The organism is Flavobacterium sp. 316 (assembly GCF_000967805.1).
Classification (GTDB): Bacteria; Bacteroidota; Bacteroidia; order Flavobacteriales; family Flavobacteriaceae; genus Flavobacterium; species Flavobacterium sediminilitoris.
In genome coordinates this window covers 88243-112681 of record NZ_JYGZ01000005.1, presented here as the reverse complement: position 1 = coordinate 112681, position 24439 = coordinate 88243, and the positions used below count along the sequence as shown (strand labels likewise).

General features: G+C 30.0%; 13 protein-coding genes and 1 pseudogene. 6 read left to right on the top strand and 8 right to left on the bottom strand.

Going from position 1 to position 24439, the window contains the following annotated elements:
* The first annotated feature begins 5 nt into the window (after positions 1–5).
* The 6 genes from SY27_RS11595 to SY27_RS11570 all read left to right on the top strand — a co-directional run bounded on the left by SY27_RS11595 (position 6) and on the right by SY27_RS11570 (position 4907).
* Complete coding sequence (locus SY27_RS11595; RefSeq protein WP_045970460.1) at positions 6–281, top strand: PepSY domain-containing protein; 276 nt, start codon at positions 6–8, stop codon at positions 279–281.
* A 316-nt stretch (positions 282–597) separates the two neighbouring features.
* Entirely contained in the window at positions 598–1038 is a 441-nt protein-coding gene (locus SY27_RS11590; RefSeq protein ID WP_052705306.1) for a plastocyanin/azurin family copper-binding protein, read from the top strand.
* 149 nt (positions 1039–1187) lie between these two features.
* A complete protein-coding gene (rnpA, locus tag SY27_RS11585; protein WP_045970457.1) occupies positions 1188–1559 on the top strand; it encodes a ribonuclease P protein component in 372 nt (123 codons plus the stop codon).
* Positions 1560–1625: 66 nt separating this feature from the next.
* A complete protein-coding gene (locus tag SY27_RS11580) occupies positions 1626–2447 on the top strand; it encodes a DUF4349 domain-containing protein (protein ID WP_045970455.1) in 822 nt (273 codons plus the stop codon).
* A gap of 2 nt (positions 2448–2449) precedes the next feature.
* On the top strand, positions 2450–4084 hold the full coding sequence (locus SY27_RS11575) for a S41 family peptidase (protein WP_045970453.1): 1635 nt from the start codon (positions 2450–2452) through the stop codon (positions 4082–4084).
* A gap of 1 nt (position 4085) precedes the next feature.
* On the top strand, positions 4086–4907 hold the full coding sequence (locus tag SY27_RS11570; RefSeq protein ID WP_045970450.1) for an OmpA family protein: 822 nt from the start codon (positions 4086–4088) through the stop codon (positions 4905–4907).
* On the opposite strand, the gene SY27_RS11565 is transcribed toward SY27_RS11570, so the two are convergent.
* The 8 genes and pseudogenes from SY27_RS11565 to SY27_RS11530 all read right to left on the bottom strand — a co-directional run.
* Entirely contained in the window at positions 4904–5347 is a 444-nt protein-coding gene (locus tag SY27_RS11565; RefSeq protein ID WP_045970448.1) for a GNAT family N-acetyltransferase, read from the bottom strand. The genes SY27_RS11570 and SY27_RS11565 overlap by 4 nt on opposite strands.
* A gap of 70 nt (positions 5348–5417) precedes the next feature.
* Positions 5418–8060 (bottom strand): T9SS type A sorting domain-containing protein, encoded by a 2643-nt coding sequence (locus SY27_RS11560; RefSeq protein WP_045970446.1) that lies wholly within the window; start codon positions 8058–8060, stop codon positions 5418–5420.
* A gap of 61 nt (positions 8061–8121) precedes the next feature.
* Complete coding sequence (locus tag SY27_RS11555; RefSeq protein WP_045970444.1) at positions 8122–9102, bottom strand: DUF4837 family protein; 981 nt, start codon at positions 9100–9102, stop codon at positions 8122–8124.
* Between the two features lie 11 nt (positions 9103–9113).
* Entirely contained in the window at positions 9114–10610 is a 1497-nt protein-coding gene (locus SY27_RS11550; RefSeq protein ID WP_045970442.1) for a lytic transglycosylase domain-containing protein, read from the bottom strand.
* A 57-nt stretch (positions 10611–10667) separates the two neighbouring features.
* On the bottom strand, positions 10668–11858 hold the full coding sequence (pgk, locus tag SY27_RS11545; RefSeq protein WP_045970440.1) for a phosphoglycerate kinase: 1191 nt from the start codon (positions 11856–11858) through the stop codon (positions 10668–10670).
* 93 nt (positions 11859–11951) lie between these two features.
* Positions 11952–12905, bottom strand: a complete 954-nt coding sequence (locus SY27_RS11540) for a type IX secretion system membrane protein PorP/SprF (protein ID WP_045970438.1) — start codon at positions 12903–12905, stop codon at positions 11952–11954.
* A gap of 60 nt (positions 12906–12965) precedes the next feature.
* Entirely contained in the window at positions 12966–23414 is a 10449-nt protein-coding gene (locus tag SY27_RS11535) for a T9SS type B sorting domain-containing protein (protein ID WP_082084353.1), read from the bottom strand.
* Between the two features lie 61 nt (positions 23415–23475).
* A pseudogene (locus tag SY27_RS11530) lies at positions 23476–24439 on the bottom strand (hypothetical protein); the annotation flags it as partial.

Genomic DNA, 24439 nt, shown 5'->3' with positions numbered 1-24439 from the left:
AAAAAATGATAACAAAAGAAAAAGCTAAAGAAATTGCTGAAAGTTTTATTAAAAATAGAAAACTAGAATACGTTAGATTAAATCATGCTCCTGTAAGTTTTTATGAAAATGATGAAATTCTTCATGGTAAAAGAAAGGGAGAAATCTTAGATGTATATGTTTATCACTATACAATGCCAGGAGTATTAGAAGAAACAGGTAATTTAATATATCTGGATGCTAAAACTGGTGAAGTTCTATGTATTCAAACACATCATTGGTATTTAGATATTGAAGATTAATCCTTATAAGCTACTTTCGGGTAGCTTTTCTTTTCTAAACAAAACCGAAGCAGGAAGATGGTTTGTTAACCACTGGGGAATGATAAGTTTTTGTGTAAGTTTAGGTACTATTTCGTATTATCTTGCCAAAGGAATTATAAAAAACCATGCTCAACAACAACAATAAACCCATAATAAACCTAAACGAATCAAATAAATTATAAATTATTGAGTAAAGTAAAAGAATAATTAAAAAACACACTTATGTAATCTAGCCAACATTTCAAAAATTAGCCTTACTATACATTTGCAATAATAATTTAATCAAAATAGAAAAATGAAAAAATGTATTTTAGCAATGAGTGTTTTCACAGTAATGCTTTTTGCTTCTTGTAACGAGAAAAAACAAGTTGAAGAAGTGGTTGTTGAAGAAACTCCAGCCGTTGAAGAAGTAGTAATGGATGAAACTCCAGTAACTGAAATAATTAAACTTGAAGAAGTAGAAGGCGCTTTTACTACTACAGAATTAAACCTAAAACCAGGTACTTACTCTTTTGAAGTAACAAACAATGGTATTGACCATGAAGTAGCTTTTGTTTTAGCTCCAAACAAAGAAGATATTCAAGAATCTGATTTTATTGCTGATGCTATGCTAACTAAAACTATTAAAGATGGTGAAACAGCTTCTTCAAAAGTTCCTGTTACACTAGAAAAAGGAGAATACGTATACTTTTGTCCGTTAAACAATACTCCTAAATACAAACTAATTGTAGAATAATATTTTACAACTTTAGATCACCTTACTAAAACAAAAAAGCTCATCAATGATGAGCTTTTTTTAATACAATTCCATCTAGATTCTTCTTTTTTAGATAACAAAACAAATTCTTTACGATTTTATATATCTTTACAGCTTCTAAAAAAATTATGAATTTCAACTATCCTAAAAACGAGAAGCTAAAAAGTAAAAACACAATTGACTTGCTTTTTTCTGAAGGCAAATCAGTTTCAAAATATCCATTACGCTTAGTTTTTGTTGAAAACCCAACAGAAGCAGAGCAATTAAAGTTTGGCGTTTCTGTTTCTAAAAAATATTTTAAAAAAGCAGTTGATAGAAATTATTTTAAACGATTACTTCGTGAATGCTATCGTTTAAATAAAAATATGATATTGGAAAACATAGAGAAGCCATACGCAATTATGTTTTTTTATCAAACAAAAGAACGTCTTACTTATCATGAAATTCATGAAAAAACGATTTTATTATTTGAAAAATTTATCTTAGAAATAAAAAAATAATTTTTGGCTGAGTTTTTGTGATTCTTTATATTGTAAATCTATTTTTTTAATCTTAAAGAACTACTTATGAAAACAGTTATTTCTTCCTTATTTCTACTTACACTCCTTTTATCTTGCAATAAAGAATCTGCTCATGTAGATTATAAAACTGAAACTGTTGAAGCTGCCGAAATGGCGCCAATGATTTCTGAGAATTATTCTTATAATGTAAATGAAACTGAAAAAAACAAATCTGATATAAAGATTATAAAAAATGGTAACCTACGATTTGAAACACAAAACTTACAGAACAGCTTTATTGCTATTCAAAAAGCGATAAAATCACACAAAGCTTACGTTCAAAATGATGATTCTGGAAAAGATTATGAATCAACATATAGACATATTACTATTCGTCTTCCAAATGCTTATTTCGATTCTTTTATAAACGAAATAAGCAAAGGAGTAAAACATTTTGACAAAAAAGAAATTTCCGCGCAAGATGTAACAGAAGAATTTGTTGATCTTGAAGCACGATTAAAAGCAAAACGAACATTAGAAAATCGTTATTTAGAAATTCTTAAAAAAGCCAATAAGGTTACAGAAATACTAGAAATTGAAAAAGAATTAGCATCAATTAGAGAAGAAATTGAAGCGAAAGAAGGACGATTAAAATATCTACAAAGCAAAGTAGCAATGAGTACTATTTCTATTGAAATGTACACCGAAAATCCAACAGGAACAGGAACAACCATTTCTTATGGAAGTAAAATGTGGAATGCTATTTCATCTGGCTTTAATGGATTATCAAGTTTCTTCCTTGGAATCTTACATATTTGGCCATTTATCCTTATTTTCGTAGTAGCGTTCTTTCTAATCAGAAGAAAGCTTAAAAATAAAAACAAGTAATAATGAAACGATTTTTTAATAAAAAATACATTCTAACCTTTTTTAGTATAGGATTTCTATTTCTAGCTGTAAGTTTTAAAAATGATTTCTTTGAAATTGCAAAACAAATTGAAATTTTCACAGCAACTTTTAAAACGGTAAATCAAAACTATGTAGACGAAACAAATCCTGGAGAATTAATGAATGTTGCTATCAAAAATATGCTGGCAGAACTTGATCCATATACTGTTTTCTTTAATGAACAAGATGTTTTAAAGTTTAAGATAAATAACACAGGCGAATACACAGGAATTGGAGCTATGGTGCAAAGAAAAGAAGGTCGTGTGTTTTTAAAAGAAATTTACAAAGGTTTTCCGGCAGATAAAGCAGGTTTAAAAGCAGGTGATGAAATAACTCAAATAGGAGACATAAATCTTAAAGAATATAAAGAAGATGCTTCTCAGTTATTGCAAGGTGTAAAAAACACTAAAGTAAATATTACATTTGAAAGACAAGGAAAAAAAGAAACAACAAGTATTATTTTAGATGAAGTTGAGGTAAAAGCTGTTCCTTTTTATTCATTATTACCTGATAATACAGGTTATATAGTACTTTCAAAATTCACAGAAAAATCGAGTAGTGAAACAAAATCTGCTTTATTAGATTTAAAACAAAAAGGAGCAACAAAAATTATTTTAGATTTAAGAGGAAATCCAGGTGGTCTATTACATGAAGCTGTTAATATTTGTAATTTATTTGTTCCAAGAGATGAAATAATTGTAACCACAAAATCAAAATCTGAAAAACACAACAATACTTACAAAACTAAAAATGAACCAATTGACACTGAAATTCCATTAGCGGTTATTATTAATGATAGAAGTGCTTCTGCCTCTGAAATAGTTTCTGGAGCGTTGCAAGATTTAGATAGAGCAGTTGTTGTAGGAAATAGAAGTTTTGGAAAAGGATTAGTACAAAGACCTTTAAATTTATCTTATGGTACTCAAGTAAAAGTTACTATTTCAAGATATTACACGCCTTCTGGAAGATGTATTCAAGCGCTAGATTACGCTCATAAAGATAAAAATGGAAAAGCAGTTAAGATTGATAAAAACAATTTTAACGCATTTAAGACCAAAGGAGGAAGAGCCGTTTATGACGGTGGTGGTGTTTTACCAGATCTTATTGTTGAAGAAACTAAAACAAGTACTATTGCTGATGCATTATTAAAAAATGATGCTGTCTTTGATTTTGCAACTACCCTATACTACAAAACACCAAATCAAACAGGAATTCCTTCTATTTCTGATGCCGATTTTAATGCTTTCAAAACGTTTATAAAACAAGAAAAATATAGCTTAGATTCTGAAACAGGAAAAGCATTAAAAACACTTTTAGAAAAAGCTAAGAAAGAGAAAATAGATGATTCTATAGTAAATGAGTATAAACAACTGCAAATTGCCTTAGAAAAAAGTCAAGACCAAGAAGTTTCGAAATATAAAACGGAATTTGTAAAATTATTGCAAGAAGAACTTATTACTCGTTACCAATATAAAGAAGGCTTATATGAGTTTTATACTCAAAAAGACATTGAAATTAGTAAAGCTAAAACGGTTTTAAATACTCCTTCTCAGTATAATGCCATATTAAAAAAGTAAAATGAAACGGTTTTTGCTAATTCTTTCTTTTCTTATGTCTTTCTTCTTAAGGGCACAAGAAGAGGAAGTTCATTCTATTTATTTTGAATTTGACAAATATGATTTAAAAGAAATTCAAGCAGAAGCTCTTTTAAAATTTACACAAAAATTAGACACTACACATATTGAAACCATTGAGATTTTTGGATATTGTGATGATAGAGGAAAAGACGAATACAATTATGTTCTTTCTACAAATAGAGCTAATACTGTAAAAGAAAAATTAATTTCAAAAGGCATAAAAAGTAAAATCATTATTAGTATTGAAGGTAAAGGACGAATATTAATTGATGATGATTTACTAGAAAATATTCCAGAAATACGATCAAAAAACAGAAGAGTTGATGTTGTAGTAAATTATAAACCTATTACAATTGAGAAATTAGAAATTCCAGGCATTTATAATATAATTCCAAAAGAGCCCATTATAGGTGATAGAATTTATCTTGACAAACTTCTTTTTGAAAGAGGAAGTAGTAAACTATCTTTTCAAGCTAAAAAAGAACTCGACAGAATTGCGAAACAACTTTTAAAGTTTAAAAATATTGAATTTGAAATTCAAGGACATGTTTGTTGTATTCCTACATATCAAAAAGAAGCTATTGATAGAGAAACTAAAAAACGTGAATTATCAACTAATAGAGCTTTAGCTGTTTATAAATACTTATTTCTAAAGAAAATAAACAAAAAGAGAATGACGTATAAAGGTTACGGAAATACACAATCTCTTGGAAAAGGTGCTTTACTTGATAGACGAGTAGAAATTGTAATTACTAAAATTTAGCTCCTTTTCATTTGAATATGTGGAATATCATCTTCCAAATACATTTCGCTTGTTTGAACAAAACCATGTGCTTGATAAAATTTTGTCAAATATTGTTGTGCTGAAATAGTAATTTTAGTGTCGTTAAAAACTTCTTTAATAGCGTCTATAGATACATTAATTAAACTATGTCCCCATTTTTTATCTCGATATTTTGGACTTATAACAACTCTCCCTATTGATGCTTCATCAAAATAATCTCCTTTTTTAAAAATTCTAGTATAGGCTACTATTTTGCCTTCATAATATCCTACTACGTGAATTGCTTTTTCATCTTTACCATCAATATCTTGATATACGCAGTTTTGCTCCATTACAAAAACCTCTGATCTTAATTGCAGCACAGAATATAGTTCAATAAGAGAAAGTTCGTTAAATCGCTTTATTTTGAATGTTATCATTTTTAAGGAATAGTAAACATTGATTTTGAGTTCATAAAAAACACTTTTTTAGTATATTTTTTTAATTCAATTATTCAATAACTATTTTTTTAGTTATCAATTCTTCTTTAGTTTGAATTTTTATTATATATATACCTGTCTGCAAGTCAAAAAATCTAATTTCTTTTTCATTCCCATTTATCTTATAAACTATTTGATTATTTATAGAGTAAACAACTACTGATTCTATTTTTTCTTTAAAATCAATTTTTAATATTTCTCCATTTTTTAATGGATTTGGATATATTTTAAGCTCTTTATCTACTTCTTTTCCTTGTTTTAGTAAAAAAGGATCTATAACCACTAATCCTTCACATTCATTTGTTAAATCAGTCCAAATACCATCATTACTTATAACTGGTCTAACTCTCCATTTATTACTTGATCCTAGTAAAATAGAAAAGGTAGTCTGTGAAACAGGTAGTCTATATTTTCTTAACAAACTAGATTTAGTTTCAATAATTTCAACCTCATATCCATCAACACCAGAAACAGGTATCCATTGTATACTTAACAAACCCCTTGTAATATTACATGTTGGAGGAGTATTGAATCTTGGAATTGCAGGACAAACAGTATTATAAATTGCAGAAAAATCTTTAATCCAAGAAGAGTTATTATAAGAATATGTCGGGTTATCAACCAGAATACATGTTAAATTTGGATTGCTATTAGCAAAAAGACTTGTTATATTAATATTATATCCATTTTTTAAATTTAAATTTTTTAAATTAGGGTTTGATTGGCAACCTACACTAGTTAAAACAGAATTAATTGAAAAATCTAAACTTGTAAATAGATTATTAGCACAACCAACAGAATTTAACAGTAAATTATTACTTACATTCAAAACAGATAGCTTGTTATAATGACAACTTAAAACCCTTAAATCTAGGTTATTAGTTAAATCTAAATTAGTTAAAATATTATTAGAACAATCTAAATTACGAAGCTGTAAATTTTGATTTAAGTCTATATTAGAAACTTGATTTGCATAAATTGCGATAGTGGTTAAATTAATATTATTTGAAACATCAATTGTATTAAGATTATTATTTCCAATTTCTAATACAATTAATGATATATTTTGACTTATATCTATACTTGAAATTTGATTTTGATTTATTATTAAATATTCTAGTAATGTATTATTTATAAGATTAATTGAACTTATGTAATTTTCTGTTAAGTTTAAAAGTTTTAAATTAATACAATTAGTAAAATCTGTATGTGTTATATTATTATATGATGCCCATACTTCAGTTAATAACACATTATTATATAAATTTAGAGTGGCTAAATTATTTGACTCACAATAGAGTTTTGTAATATTTACAAAAGCTTCAATTCCTGTTAAATTACTTATATTTCTATTTGAAATATTCAAAATTGTGGCAGCTTCAGCATCTACTCTGCAAATTGTACCATTCAATAAACCATCAGTATCAATATTTAAATCTAATAAGGCTTGCTCAAAATTTTGGTCAGGAATATTAACTAAATCACATACGCTTGGTTTAAAAACATAAACCTTACCTAATCTATTATAAATATCACCTTCGTTATATTGTGATTGGGCAACTATCAATGTATTATTAACAATAGCATTTCCATTAGCTTTTACTAATTGTACATTATCTAAAACAGGTAATTTCTGATTGGGTATCCAAATACCATTAGCACTCTTTTTAAAATGATATTGGCCTATTAACATATTTTCATCAGAAATAGCAATTGATGATCCAAAAGTAGAAACATTAACCCCAGAATTATTGAAAGGAACTAAAGTTTGTGCTTGCTGCCAAATACCTGAATTATTAAACTTATACACATTTACAGTCCCATTAGAAGAATTAATAAAAATATTATCAGGCATACCAATAATAGCTTCCTGTTCGTTAATTTCTACTGGATAACTTGTGTAAGAACTTAAATACGCACTAGGGACAGAAATTTTTTGAATTTGATCCCAAACTCCTAAATCATTAAGTTTATACGCATACACACCTGTAATATCTCTAATCATTAATTTATCATTAGAAATACTAATATATGAGCCAAAATTGGCGTTTATAACAGGAGTGGAGGGCAATATTTTTTGATAAAAATTCCAATTATCAAATAAATCCTTTTTATAAATATACACCGAACCACTACCATAAGTCGATACCGATTCATCTGAATAATGACCTAAAACTAACCATTCATCAGAAATAACAGTGTATTTATGATAACCCGATACACTTGCAGAATGGCCATTGTTAGTACTCGATCCGTGCTTAAATCTCTGATGTAGTTCCCAATTATTTAAGCTATTTTTTTTATATAAATAAATATTCCCTTCATTATCTCCTATAACAGCGAAATTTCCATATATATCAACAGAAGTCCCAAAAAGGCGATTAGACTCTGCATCAATAGCGCTTATTCTCTGACCGTTTATATATCCTGCGATTCCTTTTTCATAAATATAAACAACCCCTTCATTATTATGAGAAATATTTTCATATTTAGATCCTATAATTATATTATTAATAGATGCACTAACATTCCATCCAAAATGATCGTCAACTGTTGAATTGGAACTTAATATCTCTTGAGATAATTCAAAATTTTGAGCAAAATTGTTTATTGATGATATCAATATAAACAGTAAAATAGATTTTTTTATCATAATTTTAAAATATAATCAAATATAATAAAAATATTACAAAAAACATATTAGTAAGTATAGATTACTTAAAGAACTTAACCGATTTAATAATAGATTCTAATTCAAAAACTAAATCTCGTTTTGCTTTAGATGGATTATAAGTAAAACCTTCTAGAATTAAGTAACGATTATTTTTTTCATCTTTAATAGCATAATTCACGAACGGACCAGCCATGAAATCATTTTTAAGATACCAGTTCCCTTTTGTTTCAAATGTTTTTCTTCCAGCAATTTTTATATCAAAAAGATATGGTGAATAATCCTCTCCTGTAACCATCCATGTATCATTTAATGTTCCATGAATAAATTGTTTCCCAATAGAATCTCTCATTTTAACTATATTGGTTACAACATTAGAATCATTTTCAATAAAATTAATTGGCACTTCATACACTAAAATGCTATTATAACCTGTGCTAAATTCTTTTCTAATCCAAAGGAATTTATCCTTAACCATGTCATATTTGTAGCCATGTCCTATTGTTAAACCAATGCCAAATCGATCTCTAACTTTTTTATCATCAACTAGAGCTTTTTTAAGTCTATTTTGATTTTCAGTTATTTCAGAACTTTTTAGTGACTGTATAATTTCGTTAGCTTTTTTTTCTAATATTGCTAAAATCTCATCATTATTTTGACCTACGATATAAAATACATTTTGAGGTTTTGCGAATTCATTCTTTTTAAAACTGTATCCAGATCTATTAGATTTTTCAATTATGATAATATTTCTACTCTTTCTAACAATTCCTTCAAATATTTTAGTTGGATATTGATTTAGATTGAATAGTGGTTCTTCATTTATTAATCCATCGACTGGAGCTGCAAATTTTTTTCTAATAGAATCTCCTATTTCTCCATTCCATAGATTTTCATCAACAATAATGGACACATTATTAATTTTTCCATTTGATTCAGATAAAATAGCATTCTTCTCTTCGTTTTTAGATTGACATGAAAATAGAAGAAATATGCTAAAAAAAGTAATACATAACTGTTTCATATAAGCGGTTTTTATCCGTTAATGTTTAATTTCATTCCTGGTTTAATATTATTACCTCTAATATCGTTCCATTTTTTAATATCATCCGCAGAAATTCCAGGAAACTTCTTAGCTATTGAATACAATGAGTCTCCTTTTTTAACCATATACACTTGATTTACAGAGTTATTACTTGATTTTTTATTGCTTGAAAATGATACTTTTTGATTAGAATAAATTTTTAAACTTTTTCCTGCATGAATAAAATTTCCTCTTATTTTGTTCCATCTTTTCAAATCGGCAACGGAAACTTTATATTTTTGAGCTATAATTCCAAGGCTTTCACCACTTCTAATTTTATGGTATTTAACTTGTCTTGTAATAGCTTCATCATTAGATTCTGATTGAAATAGTGTTTTTTCCTTAAAAGTATCTAAATGATCTAAATAGGCATAAACTTTATCTTCATTAGAAACAAATAATCCTATTTTATCTTTTGGTAATCTTAAATAATGTTTTTTATCTTCTTGAAATGGAATAACATTAAGCTTATAAATAGGATTTAAAAACTCTATTTGTTCAACAGGTACGTCTAATAATTCTGAAACTTGTTGAAAAGACATTTTCTTTTTAATAACTATAGTATCTGTTTCAAAATAAGTTAATGCTGCCTTCTTGGGTTCAAACTTATGTTCTTTATGAAATTCATAAATATACATTGTTGCTAAAAACGCAGGAACATAATTAGCTGTTTCCTTAGGTAAATTTTTTCTAATATTCCAGTAGTTTTGACTACCTCCTGAACGTCTAATTGCTTTTGATACATTACCTGGTCCTGCATTATATGATGCTAGAACCATACTCCAATCTCCAAATATTTTATATAAACTAGATAAATATTGACATGCTGCTTCGGTTGCTTTTAAAGGATCATAACGCTCATCTACATACGAATTAACTTCTAAGTTAAACTGTTTTCCTGTAGGATACATAAATTGCCATAATCCTGTTGCTCCAACTCTAGATCTTGCTTTAGGGTTTAGCGCTGATTCAACAATTGCTAAATATTTAATTTCTAATGGTACATCATACTTTGCTAAATGCTCTTCAAACATAGGAAAGTAATATTCTGAAATTGCCATTAATCTTTCATACATACCTTTTCGTCTTTTCAAGAAAGATTTAATTACATTTTCCAATGCAGGATTGTATTCAATATTAAATGGAGATTTACTATCTAATATTTTTAATCTTTCTTTTAGTAGTTCAGAAGACAAATCAAAGGTTACAAGAGAATCTATATCTATTTCTGTAACATCGTTATACATTTCATCAAAAATTTGATCATTTGATAACTCTGCCATCCATCTTTCATCGATACAATTACTTGTATTATGGTTTACAAAAGTTGATTTAATAGAATCTAAAAATGAAATTTTAGGTGCTGTTTCACTTATTAATACATTTTGTTGAGCATATATACATACTGCAAACGAAAAAAAAGCAAGTAAAATTTTTATATTATTCATTATTCAATTTATCTTTAGTTATAACTATTATAACTTATTTTTAATTGTTTTTATTATCTAATCATTTAAAATTGCTGCAATTCCTGGCAATGTTCTTCCTTCAAGCATTTCAAGCATTGCTCCACCTCCTGTAGAAACATAACTCATTTTTTCTTCAAGACCAAATTGTTTTACAGCAGCAACGCTGTCACCACCACCTACAAGTGAAAATGCACCATTCTTTGTTGCGTTTGCAATTGATTCTCCTAATGCAATTGTTCCTACAGCAAATGATTCCATTTCAAATACTCCAAGTGGACCATTCCATAAAATTGTTTTTGAAGTATTTAATATTTTATCAAAAATAGCTAAAGATTTTGGACCAGCATCTAAACCTTGCCAACCATCTGGAATATTATTCACATCAAAAACTTTAGTATTTGCATCATTTGAAAAAGAATCAGCTCCCACTACATCAATTGGCAAGTGAATCTGGACTCCTTTTTCTTTTGCTTGCTTTAATATATCAATTGCTAAATCAATTTTATCATCTTCACATATAGAGTTTCCTATTTTTCCTCCTAATGCTTTTACAAAAGTAAAAGTCATTCCTCCTCCTATTATCAAGTGATTTACTTTATCTAAAATATTTTCAATGACTGTAATCTTTGATGAAACTTTACTTCCTCCTAAAATTGCAGTTACTGGTTTCTCAGAATTTGAAAGTACTTTATTTATACTTTCTATCTCTTTTGCTAATAATGCACCAAAACATTTCTTGTTTGGAAAAAATTGAGCAATAATTGTTGTTGAAGCATGTGCTCTATGTGCTGTTCCAAAGGCATCATTTACATATATATCGCCTAATTTTGAAAGTTTTTCTGCAAAATCAACATCTCCTTTTTCTTCTTCTGTATAGAATCTTAGGTTTTCTAATAGTAATATTTCACCTTTTTGCAAAGTAGCAACAACATTTTCAACATCACTACCTATACAATCAGAAACAAATTTTATAGGTTTATTTAATGATTTTTCTATAGCAGATACGATATGTTGAAGCGAATATTTAAGTTCTTTTCCTTTAGGTCTTCCTAAATGACTCATTAAAACAACGCTACCACCATCATTTAAAATCTTATCTATAGTTGATTTTGCTGCATCAATTCTCGTTGCATCTGTTACGTTAAAGTTGTCATCTAAAGGGACATTAAAATCTACTCTAATAATTGCTTTCTTATTATTAAAATCAAAATCATTAAGTGTTCTCATTACTATGCTTATTTAATCATTAAAGTTTACCAAAATTAGCTAAATAACTAATTAAAGTAAACTTTACATTCATTTTTTATGTTTTTTATTCTTTTAGTAAACAACTCTATTCTGAGTACATGGACAATTACTAAGTCCTTGTAAAAAGTCGAAACCTAGTGTAATCATATGTGTTCCAGAATTATATGACAATAATTCATTTGTATTTATTTGATATGAATATCCAAAATAAAAATTATTTTTTCTAAGTCCTACCATTGGACCAACAGTTACAGGATTCAACGATTGTTCATTTAAGAATCTTGCTGTAGCTCCTATCCAATAATAATCTTCATAAACATGTTTCTTAAATTTAATATTTAAATCGGTTGTTGAACGACCATCACTTTGAAAATATTGAATTAATGCTGAAGGTTCAATTTCAAAAGTAGATCCGCTTTTTCTAAGTTTACTTCCTAAATAAACTTGGTGATTTAACAACAAATCTGGTTCTAAGAAGTTAACTTCTTTTATGTTTTTATCTAAAATATTTGAAGCATTATAACTAAAATAGAAATCTTTATATCTATATAAAAAACCAATATCAAAATTATAGTTTTGTGTTGCTCTATCTCCATTAATTGAAGGATCTAATTGATTACTAAAATTTTCAATATCAATTCTAAAGTGATTTAAATTGAATGATATCCCTAAAGATAAGTATTGTTCAGTATCATAATCTAAAATTAAATGTTGTGCAAAAGAGAATTTTGCTCCATATTGTCTAGTATTACCATTTTTATCATTATAAAAATAGGCTCCTACACCTGATCTATCTGCAATTCTAAAATCTACTGCAAGAGATTGATTTATCGGTGAATTTTTAATTCCTACCCATTGTGTAAGACCGTTTAAACGAACTCTTGCATTATCACCAATTCCAGCAAATGTTGGAGACATTGAAAACGGATTATCAGCTAAGTACTGCGTTTGCTGAGGTATTGTAAGCTCTTGTGCTTGCAATTGACTCAAACAACAAAGTATTAAAAATAGCGTTATTTTTTTCATTTTAATATTTTTTATTTTTAAAACTAAGCCTATAAAAATATAGGCTTAGTTTATCTTAAATTATCTATATAATGTGAAATTACCTACAAACTCTCTTGCATCATTCTCTCCGTTCAATTTCAACACATACCAATAGTCTCCTGAAGGTAATTCGTTTCCGTTGTAAGTTCCATTCCATGATTGACCTGGTCTCAAAGTAATTATTTTTCTACTGTATCTATCAAAAACATAAGTTACAGCTTTAGGATAATGATCTAAATAATTAGGAGTCCAACCATCGTTTGTTCCGTCACCATCTGGTGTGAAATAATCTGGTATCTCAACATCATAGAATGTCATTTGTATAGTATCAACATCTGTACATCCATTAGCATCTGTTACAATTACTGTATAAAGTCCTGTTTGATTAACTAAATAAGTTGTATTACTTCCAACATCTTGTCCATTAACATTATAACTATATGGAGCTGTTCCTCCTTGCGTTGACATGGTAAACTGATTTAATCCACTTTGAGCTAATGTTAAAACTGGTGAACTAGAAATAGTCACATTAAAACTAATTTGTTTTACACATCCATCATTATGAGTAACTGTAGCAGTATGATTTCCATCAGCAACATTTACAAATAAATTATTTCCTAATTGAGTATCGCCGTCTAAATCAAAAGTAAGATCTCCGATTGGTATATCTTCATTAAATGTGATTAAAACATTAACATTTGGTGAGTCATTAACACATGAATTGTCGAATTCAACACCCGGTTGAATATCTTGACCTGGCTCTAAATCAATTGCAAAATCTACAGTACATACTCCTGTACCATCTGTTACTATAAATTCATAATAACCATAACTTAAATTATCAAAAGTAAAATCTCCTGTTGATGAAGTTAAAGTAGTTGATCCATTTGTAGCTTCATAACCAAATACTGGTGATGGAGTACCTCCTTGTACACTAAATGATACTGATCCACCATCACCTAAACACAACTCATTTATAACATCTGGTGCATCGACTAATTCAAAAGTAGGTGGAGCAGTAATATCAAAATTAAATGGAGGTAATTGACATCCATTTTGATCCTGAATATATACTGTATAGTTTCCTGGAGTTAAATCATTAAAAATTCCTGAATTAACTGTTTCATTAGGTGCAGAAGATATAGAAAACTGAATAACTCCTGTTCCTCCTGTTACAATAATTTCAACTGAACCATCATTTGGAAGACTAGCACATGTAGGGTGAATAATAGTACTCTCCATTTCCATAGGTGTAGGTTCCGTTATAGTAAATGATTCAGAATCACCATCACAATCACCACTATCAACATGTACTGTGTATGTACCTGCTGGAACATTTATAAATACTCCTGGTGAACTTTGCACAACTCCTGCTGTAGCTGGCAACAATGTATAAACATAATTTCCTAACCCATCAACTGCTGTAGCAGTTACTGATGTAGTATCTCCATTACATAAAATTACTGTTTGAGTAGTATCAACCGTAACACTAACAGGAATTACAGGTTCAACAATTATAGAAGCAAAATCTTCAAAACAATCGTTTGCATCCACAACATAGTAACTATATGTTCCTGAAGCTACGTTATTGAAAACCATAGTTCCTGTGAACGGAATATATGGTCCTCCTGGTGTAGTACTGTAAGCATAAGGAGCTGTTCCTCCTATAGCAGTTAATTCCAATGTTGCTCCTTGATCACATGTCGGGTCAACTGTCATTGCCAAACTAGCCATTACATCATCATTTGGCTCATCAATAATAACACTTGCTGTTGGAAATTCACAATTAAATGAATCTGTAATAGTAACATTATACTCTCCTGCTCCTAAATTAGTAAATACATTACTTGTTTGAGGTGCAGAACTAGTACCTGTTGTTATGTTATTTAAAACGAATAAATATCCACTACCATATCCTCCTGTTACATTAGTAATCGTAATAGTCGCATCATTATCTCCTCTACATGGTAAAAATGTAGTAGAAGCATTGATTGTAGCATCAATAGGAGTTGGAACATCTAAAATTATATTAGATGACGAAACCTCACAACCAATGTTATCTCTTACACTAACAGTATATGTACCTGCTCCTAATCCTGTAAAATTATTTACAGATGACCAAGCAACAATTACACTACCACCAGATTCTAATTGATATTCATATGGTGCTCCCCAACCATTATTTCCTACTGCAGAAATGCTACCATCACTACCTGGAATACATGAAATAGGAGTGCTACTTGTAGTAATTGATAAAGTTTCAATAGGTTGAGTTATTGTAAAGTTTGTTGTTACAGGACAAGACGGGTTTTGATTTAAAACAGCCTGTAATTGATATACACCACTTGGTAAATTATCCACTGTAAATGGTCCTGCATCAGGACTAGTTCCAGATGATACTGATAAGCCAGTCGCTGTATCAATTATATCATAGTCAAATGACCCTGCATCATCAGTAGGTGTAGTATTTTGATCTATAAAAGTAATATCAATACTTCCATCAGCTCCATCAAAACACGTTACATTGTTATTTACTACAGCATTTACAATAAATGTGTTTGGATCAAATACGTAATGTATTGTTTGTACACTACATCCTGTTGTTGCATTTTCAACTGTAATTTGATAATTACCAATTGTTAATCCTGTAAAATTAGGATTATTAGTTTGTGATACATTATATGTACTTCCAGTACTTAATCCTACTACTGTATAAACTAATGTAGCTGGTGTTCCTCCTGTTGTATCAATATTTATTGTAATATCTTCAGGATTTGTACATGTAATTGGAGTTGTAACAGTTACTCTAGGATTAGAAATTGCTATAAATGGATTTATAACTGCTGTTGTAGTACCTATACATCCATTGTTATCATAAACGTTTATTGTATATGTACCTCCTAAAATATTTGACTCTATATAAGTATTACTTGTCCCTGTTTGAAGTATATTATTAGAACTATCTAAAAACTCATAATTAATGTATGTTCCAGATCCTCCATTTACTCCATTAACAACTATTGTTGCATTATTAACTGTATTCGAACCTGAATTACATCCAAATTCAGTAACAGTAACAGTAGGTATATTAATTGCTGTAGCTTCTCCTACAGTTACAATCTCCGTTGTAACACAGTTTCTTCCAGATGTAACAACAACCGTATAGTTTCCTGCTGATAAACCTGTAAATACATTAGAAGTTTGAGGAGCAACAACTATTGGTGAAGTGATTTCATACATGTAAACTGGATCAGGATTTGAACCTGTTAAATTTACTGTAATAGTTCCATCAGTTCCTAAATTACAAGTTGCATTTGTAACCGTTGTATCAAATACTGGAACGGTAGGCATATCTAAAATTACAGATTTATCTATCGAACATCCTGTAATATTATCTGTAACTGTAACTGTATAATTTCCTGCAGGAACATTAGAGAATACATTACCTAATTGCGATATAGGTGCTATATTAGGTGTAATTGTATATACATAATTTGAAGCATCTGAACCTCCTGATGCATTAACAGTTATAATTCCATCACTAACTCCACAATTTGCAACTGCATCTATAGTTGTTGTAATTGTTCCATTTAATGGTGGGTAAATTGTTATTGTCTCTGTCTCTGTACATCCATTAGAATCTTTTATAATAACAGTATGCGTACCTGAATTTAAACCTGTTAAAGTAAATGAGAAGGAAGCGTTTTCAGTATATGTTGTGAAAGCTGCACCATCAACACTATATGTAAATGGACCAACTCCAACTGTATTGTCTCTCGTAGCAATTATTGAGTAATTCCCTTCATTTATATTACAAAGTGTAGCCGCATCAATATCTAAATCTATATTTGGTGTTGTATCCGTTGGTACAAAAATATTTGTACTTGGTTGAATACATCCGTAAGCATCCATTATATAAACATCATAAGATCCTCCTTCAACATTAAACACATTTGAAGTTTGACCTGGCCAAACTGTTGGAGCTGGTGAACCTGCTGGAACAACCTGATAAGTATAAGGTGGCGTTCCATTTGAACCAGTAACTGTAATTTGACCTGCATTTGGATTACAATTATCGTTTTTAGTTACTGATGCCGTAAGTGACAATAAAACAGGTGACTCAGAAATTGTAAAATTAATTGATGTTTGAGAACAAGCAGCATTTGGACCATCGTTTTCAGTAAATAATACAAAGTACTCTCCTGGAGGTAATACTCCAAAATCATTTACCGTTATTGGTGTACCTGTTCCTGTAGAGGTTCCTACAGCACTTACAGGTGTATTATTTAATGCTAAATAAACTTGATATGAAACGCTTGTTCCTGAATAATTTGAAATTACAAAAGAGACACTTCCATCTGCTGCTCCTGTACAAGTTACATTATTTGGTGTTATTGTAGAAGTAATAGTCGACAATGTAGGTACTGGCTCTGTTGCAGTTTCAAAATAATAACAATTAGTAGCTTCATCATAAACAATAAAACTATATGTAACTCCTGGCATTAATCCTGTAAATGTTGCACATAATCCTGTTGCACCTCCATCTGCTGGTTGGTATTGTGGTCCTGGATAAGTCGCATAAGGAGGATTATTTGGTGATAAATCTTCATAAATTGCAAAATGATAAGGACCTCCTGCTACTGCTGGATCCACACAAACCTCAATTGTACCACCAACTGTACAATCTGTTATTGCTTGAGACACATTAATATTTAAATTATTAGGTGGTGAAGCAATTGTAATATTATTTTCAACTAATTGACAACCATTTGCATCTACAACAGATATTGTATATATCCCAAAATTTAAAATATTAAATATATGATCTTCATTTGACACCGCATTATAGGTGTCAGTATAGGTTCCTGTACTATTTGAAATAGTATATGTAAAAGGTGATGTACCTCCTGTAACATTAATTATATTAATCGTTCCAGGGGCTGTTCCAACAGCTCCACATTGAATGTCTGTTTTTGTAAATGTAAAATCAACAGGATCCGGTTCCGTTAATGTAATTGTTACTGTTTCTATACAAGAATTTGCATCAGTAACTGTAATTGTATAATCTCCCGCTGTAAGTCCTGTAGTCTGTGCTCCATAAGAAACAGACGTTGTTGTGTTTACTATATCTATAATATATGGAGCTTGTCCTCCAGATGGAGTAACTGATATAGCTCCATTAGTGTCTCCATTACATAAATTAAATCCTGTTTGAGCAACAACTGGAGGATTCAATACAGGCAAAGGGTTTACTGTTATTACAGAAGTTGTCACTGTACAACCTATTGCATCAGTTATAGTAAACTGATATGTTCCAGCATTCGCTGTTGAATATGTAAAAGTATTTCCTGTAATATTATTAATTGTTGGGTCGAAAGCTGTATTAAATGTAACTTGATATGTATAAGGTGCAGAACCTCCATTAATTGTTACATCAATATCTGCATCTGGTGATGCTGTACAATCTAATCCATTAGTTAAAACAGCATTTGCTATTAATTGAGGTGCAATGGTTACTGTTGACATTGTCACTTCACAACCATAAGAATCCCTAACTGTTATTGTATAGTTTCCAGGTGTTAAACCAGAAAAAGTATTTCCATTTTGATATGTTCCTCCATTTAAACTATATTGATAAGGACTAACGCCCCCTGAAGCAGTAACTACAATTGTTGCAGCATTTGTTCCATCATAACACAAATCAGATGACGCATCTACAACTGCTGTAGGAGGAGTAGGTACTGGAATATTTATAGCAACATCAATTGGATCTGTACAATTAAGAACGTCCCTAACAACCACAATATAATCTCCTGGTGTTAAATTTGAAAAAACATTATTTACTTGAAACGGAACAAGGACTGTTCCTGTACTATTTTGTAATTCATATTGATAATTCGGAGTTCCTCCTGAAGCTGAAGCTGTAATTACACCACCAACTAAACAAGTAGCTGGACTAGTTAATACAGCATCTGCTAGTAATGAGTCTGGTTCAGAAATTACTTGCGTGAAAGGGAAAGAACATGTTCCAGCCGTATCATCAAATCTAATTTCGATATTATATGTATTTGCAGATAAACCTGTTATTGTTACAGGAGAAGTAGTAGAGTTAGTCCAACTTGCACCTCCATCTATAGAATAATCAAATCCATAAGGTAATTCAAAATTTTGTGCTGCAATTGTAATTTGACCATCAGTAGCTCCATTACAACTTACATCACTTGAGCTTGTAATTTGTGCAGAGAAGGCTTGATTACAATCGATATGTATTGGATACTTAACTTCTGTAATACATGCTATTGGTTCTTGAAAAACATTAATGTCATCTATTACCACATCATTTCCGTTTATAACAGTACTATATGATCTAATTACAAAACTCAATGATGTATAAGAACCTGGGTTTAAAGCTAAACTATACGATTCCCATTGATTCGATTTAGGAACAATAATTGGTGAAGCAGTAGGTGTTGTAGCAACAATTACTTCGGAAGGAGTTCCTAAATCTGCTATTAATTGTATTGTTAATTGAGGGTCTCCTAAAGTAGATGAACTACTTCTAATCAAGTTCATAGCCCATAATGAAACTTGAACAGGTTGATTAGGTATAATATCTGTAATTGGTTTACTATATAAAATACCACCTACACCAGCAGTTCCTCCTATATTCACGCATAAAAATCTTCCCTCCGGATCTGTTCCGTTAGAAGTATGGTCACTAGGATCTGCCCACGTACCAAATCTTGGATCAATTCTTTTTGTTACGGCATAATCTCCATCGTTTATTTGAATACTTCCATTACATTGAGTTGCTGCAACTTGTCTTTCAAAACAATAGGCAGGATTAATACCTGGTGAAGTTGTATTATCTCCTCGTCCAAAATCTTCAAATAATAAATTACTATATGTAGGAACAGATAAACTTCTGTATTGAACTGTAATTTCATGATCTCCACATGGGACATCTACAAAAACATTTTCAGGTACATTTGTATTTACAACTCCATCTAATAAATAAGTATATGAAAAATTAGTAGATCCTGAACTTACTGTCACTGTAGACGTTGCTGTTCCTGTACAATTAAAATCAGGGTCTTCTACTGAAATTGTTGGATCTTGAGGAGCGGGATCAATAGTAACGCTTGTACAAAAAGTACAATTATTTGTATCACGTATACATACAGAATATGTTCCTGGTAATAAATAAGCTTCATTAGATGTAACCCAAGTAGTTCCTCCATCAAAACTATATTCATAACCTGGGACTCCTCCTTGAGGATTTGTAATTCTCACTTTACCTTCTCCATTAGGTCCACAACCTGCTAATTCAGAAACTCCTGCTGAAGCTGTCAATGCTGTATCAGGTTGATTTATAACAATTGTTTCTACTGTAGTAGTACATATTGTTCCTCCTAAAGAATATTGAACTATTGTTTCATAAGTTCCTGCAGGTAAATTTGAAAAAACTGGATTTGTACCAAATGTTACTCCATTATCAATACTATATTCTAATGTGTAACCGTTTGTATTTGTAACATTAAATTCTATCTGTCCTGTTGATTCTCCATAACATAATACATCTATTTGAGAAACGGTATATACTGGTTGTGGTATATTATCTATAATTACATCAGTAGTAGCTGTACAGTTATTTGAATCTGTTACTGTAAATGTATATGTACCAGGTGTTGTAATAACAAAATTAGGTAAAGAATAAATTGTTCCTGGATCATTATTAATTCCATAAGTATAAGGAGGTGTTCCCCCAACTGGATAAACTGTTATTTCTCCATCTGTACATGTTAATGGAATTGTTACTGCTCCTGTTAAAGTAAGTAATGGTGGATCAGAAATTGTTACAGTCTCTAAATATGTACATCCATCTGTTGTTGAAATATTAACTGTATATGTTCCTGCAGGTAAATTTGGAAATGTATAATCATTTGCATTTATAGGTCCTACATTGTTTATAGGTGTTCCGCCTTGTGATAATTGATATGTATATTGCGGATCAACATTATTAATTTGAACTCTAATACTTCCTTGTCCTCCATTACAAAGAGCATCATTAACTATAACATCAACATTAAAATCTCTATTAAGAATTTGAATATTAGGAATGTCAAAAATACAATTTCCAACACCACCTCCAATTTGTCTAATATAAACAGTATATGCTCCTGCTGTATTAATTGTAAATAAATTTCCTGATTGCCAATTGGTTCCATCTAAACTAAATTCATATCCATTAGGAACTCCATTAACTGTAATCGTTCCAGGTGTATTACAAATAATGTCTGTAGATGTTGCTGTAGGTGTAAAAAGGTTTTTATAAACATTAAAATAATATGTTCTAAAACATCCATTTTGAAACACTATTCTGACTCTATATTCACCAGCATCAACTGCATTAAAATTTGATCCTGTACCAACTTGTGACCATGCACTATCTGGACATGTTGTATTTGGACAATTTGTTGAAGGTGTAGGATCAGTACAAGTACTAGGTGTACTTAATACTTCCCAAATAATACTTGTTGCATTTAGTATATTTGTTTCTATTAATTGACTATCTGTTTCACCACATAAATATATTTTTGGTAAATCTGAATCATCATTTGGACAAACATCAACTTGATCTGCATAAGGAATAACCGGATTAGGTACTACTCCGTTAAAATCAATTACATTAAAAGTTTCAGTAATAGATAAACACGGAGCTGGTGCAGTGTTTACAACACTGTAAGTTCCTGTTCCTGTAACTGTATATGATTGATTAGTCGCTCCAGCAATTGCATTTGCAGCAGTAGGTGGTGATCCGCTATGCCATTGGTAAGAAACATAACCATTACCCGCTGTTAAAGTAACTGAGTTACCACATAAAACTTCTTCTCTTTCAAAAACGCAATCGTCTATATCAGCTAAGAAGTTTGTAGTTCCTGGTGATAGAATTAAACAGCTATTAATTCCAGATGCACTTGGCTCTTCATTTTCAACTATATTTCCAGAATTTATACTGCTATATGTTTTATATGCTTGATTGCGAATTTCGTTTGAACATGCATCTCTCAAATCATAACATGTTTCTGCTACTCTTACTTTTATTCTAATTAAATAATTTGCACCCGATTCGGTTACTAAATTATCAGGAATAGTAAATATAATTTCATTTGTTACTGGATCAAAAGTATAAGTTACTCCAGGAGGAACCTCCAAGTCTGCTGGTAAAAAAGTTACATTTAATGGTAATTGATCTTTTATAGTAAACCCTGTTGCTCCATCATTTCCAATATTTTGAAAATCTAATTCATAAAAAATTTCTTGTCCTAATGAAACAGTTGTGTTCCCAATATCATTGTCAGCTAAATCTCTTACAATTTTTATTAAATTTATTTGAGGTTGAATAATTTCAACGGCAAAAGCATTTAAATAATAGACATAAGCATCTCCACTAGTTTGAAGTTGGACATTTGCACTTGTAGCATTGTTTGCAATAACCGCATTTCCTGGATTGGGAATATTAATTATTCCTGAATCATATCCTAATGTATTAGAACTATTTAAATTTCGAGTAGTATATGCTCCATTTATATCATTTATGGTACTATTAAAAAAGTTGGAAGCCAATCTAGTTGGAATTGACATACTGGTTCCATTTATTCTAAGGCGATCTCCTGAAATTCCATTATCTCCTTCTAATGCTGCAAAAGCTAATTTAGCTCTTACTGGACCAACAGGTATTGAATTAAAACCAGAAATCGGAATATCTAAACTTGTAGTTCCTTGAATACTACTAAATCCATCAAATAAGGTAATATTTTTAGCAGTTGATAATGGGTCTTCATAAACTACAAAAAGAGACCATCCACCTGAAGTTTTTACACCTAATCCACATTGAACATTTGCAACTCCATAAGTACCGCTTGCATCTGTTAATCCTTGTAGCAAAGTTGTTACATCATAAGAAGCAACATAACTATATTTTTGATTAAGACCTGTAGGATAAGTATCATATATTACAGCACCTGTAATATCAGTATAATTACCTCCTGGTAATTTAAACTTTACATTTCCTAATCGGCTTCTATCGACTTCATCATCAATATTACCCTCATTATAAAGTCCAGCCCAATAAAGAGCCGCATATTTTATAACGTAACAACCCGAATTGGCGACAGGAATAGTTAAGTCCGCAGTACTTGAATTAAATGTTGAAGGATCTCCATCAATATCAACATACTGCATGTTCAAATTGTCGTTTATATCTGTTCCATTATAAGGAACATTTGGACCATTTGAACTTGTACTTCTATTTAGGATATTATTTCCTATAAGAAGCATATCTCCTTTTAAACTCTCATTAAAGGGTATCGGAGTTAAACGACCTGGTCCCGAAAAGGGTACATAATTTTGTGCAAACAGATTAATATTTATCATGCAAACGACGACAAACACCAATCTTTTGAATTGAGTAATTTTTAATTTCATAGCTAGTGTGGTTTAAGACTTTTTAAAAGTAATAAAAAATATTAAAAAATTAACATATTATTTATTCGACTTTTACTATTGACATTTTTTTGTTATACGATTTTGTTCCTCTTGCTTGTGTTGCTTTAACTGCACTTGATAAATCATCAAACTTATCTATATACACATAATAAGTAGCATCATAAATATTATAGAAAAGCGTAACGCTTGTTCCTCCACCTGCAACTACTTGACGTACAAAAGCATCTCTTTCTGCAATGTTTTTATATTTTCCTAATACAACATAATAACCTGATTCAACTCCATTCAATTTTTGAATAATAGAAATATCATTTGAAGATGTTTCCTCTTGTTCTGTTGTGTTTCCAGAATTTGCATTTGAATTTTGAGCAGTAGAATTTTTAATATCTTCTAATGATTTTTGGTCATTAAGTATCCTCTGTTGCTCACTATCGTATTCTGCTCTTTTAATTCTTTTTAATCTTTCTTCCTCTTTATCGGCATTAATTTTCTTAATTCTATCATCAGCAATTTTTTCAAACTGTATATATTGTTGTCTTTTGTTTTTCAAATCATCAATAACTGATTGATAATACTGATTTAATAGTTTAGCATCTTCATCACTAACACCATTCTTCTTTAATTGTTCAAGTCTGACTTTATTTGCGCTTTCAAAATCTGAAATTAAATCGTCAAAAACTTTTTTGTTAGATGCTATTTCGCTCTTAATTGCGTTTAACTGTGCATTTTGTTGAGTTGTACTAACAAATTTACGTTGCACACTTTTACTATTAGGATCATTTTCAGAAATATAAGCCTTTAAGTCTAAATCTCTTTCCTTTACAATAGAGTCCAGTCTTTTAATTAAATTATCTGAATTTTTAGTTTTCTGAGCAATTTCTCGCTTATAATTATCAAGTACTTTATTTGATACATTTAATTTAGTTTCTATACTAGAAATTTTATCTTCTACAGAAAGGTTAGATTTCGCTAATCTATCTTTCTCCGCTTGCGCTTCCAATGCT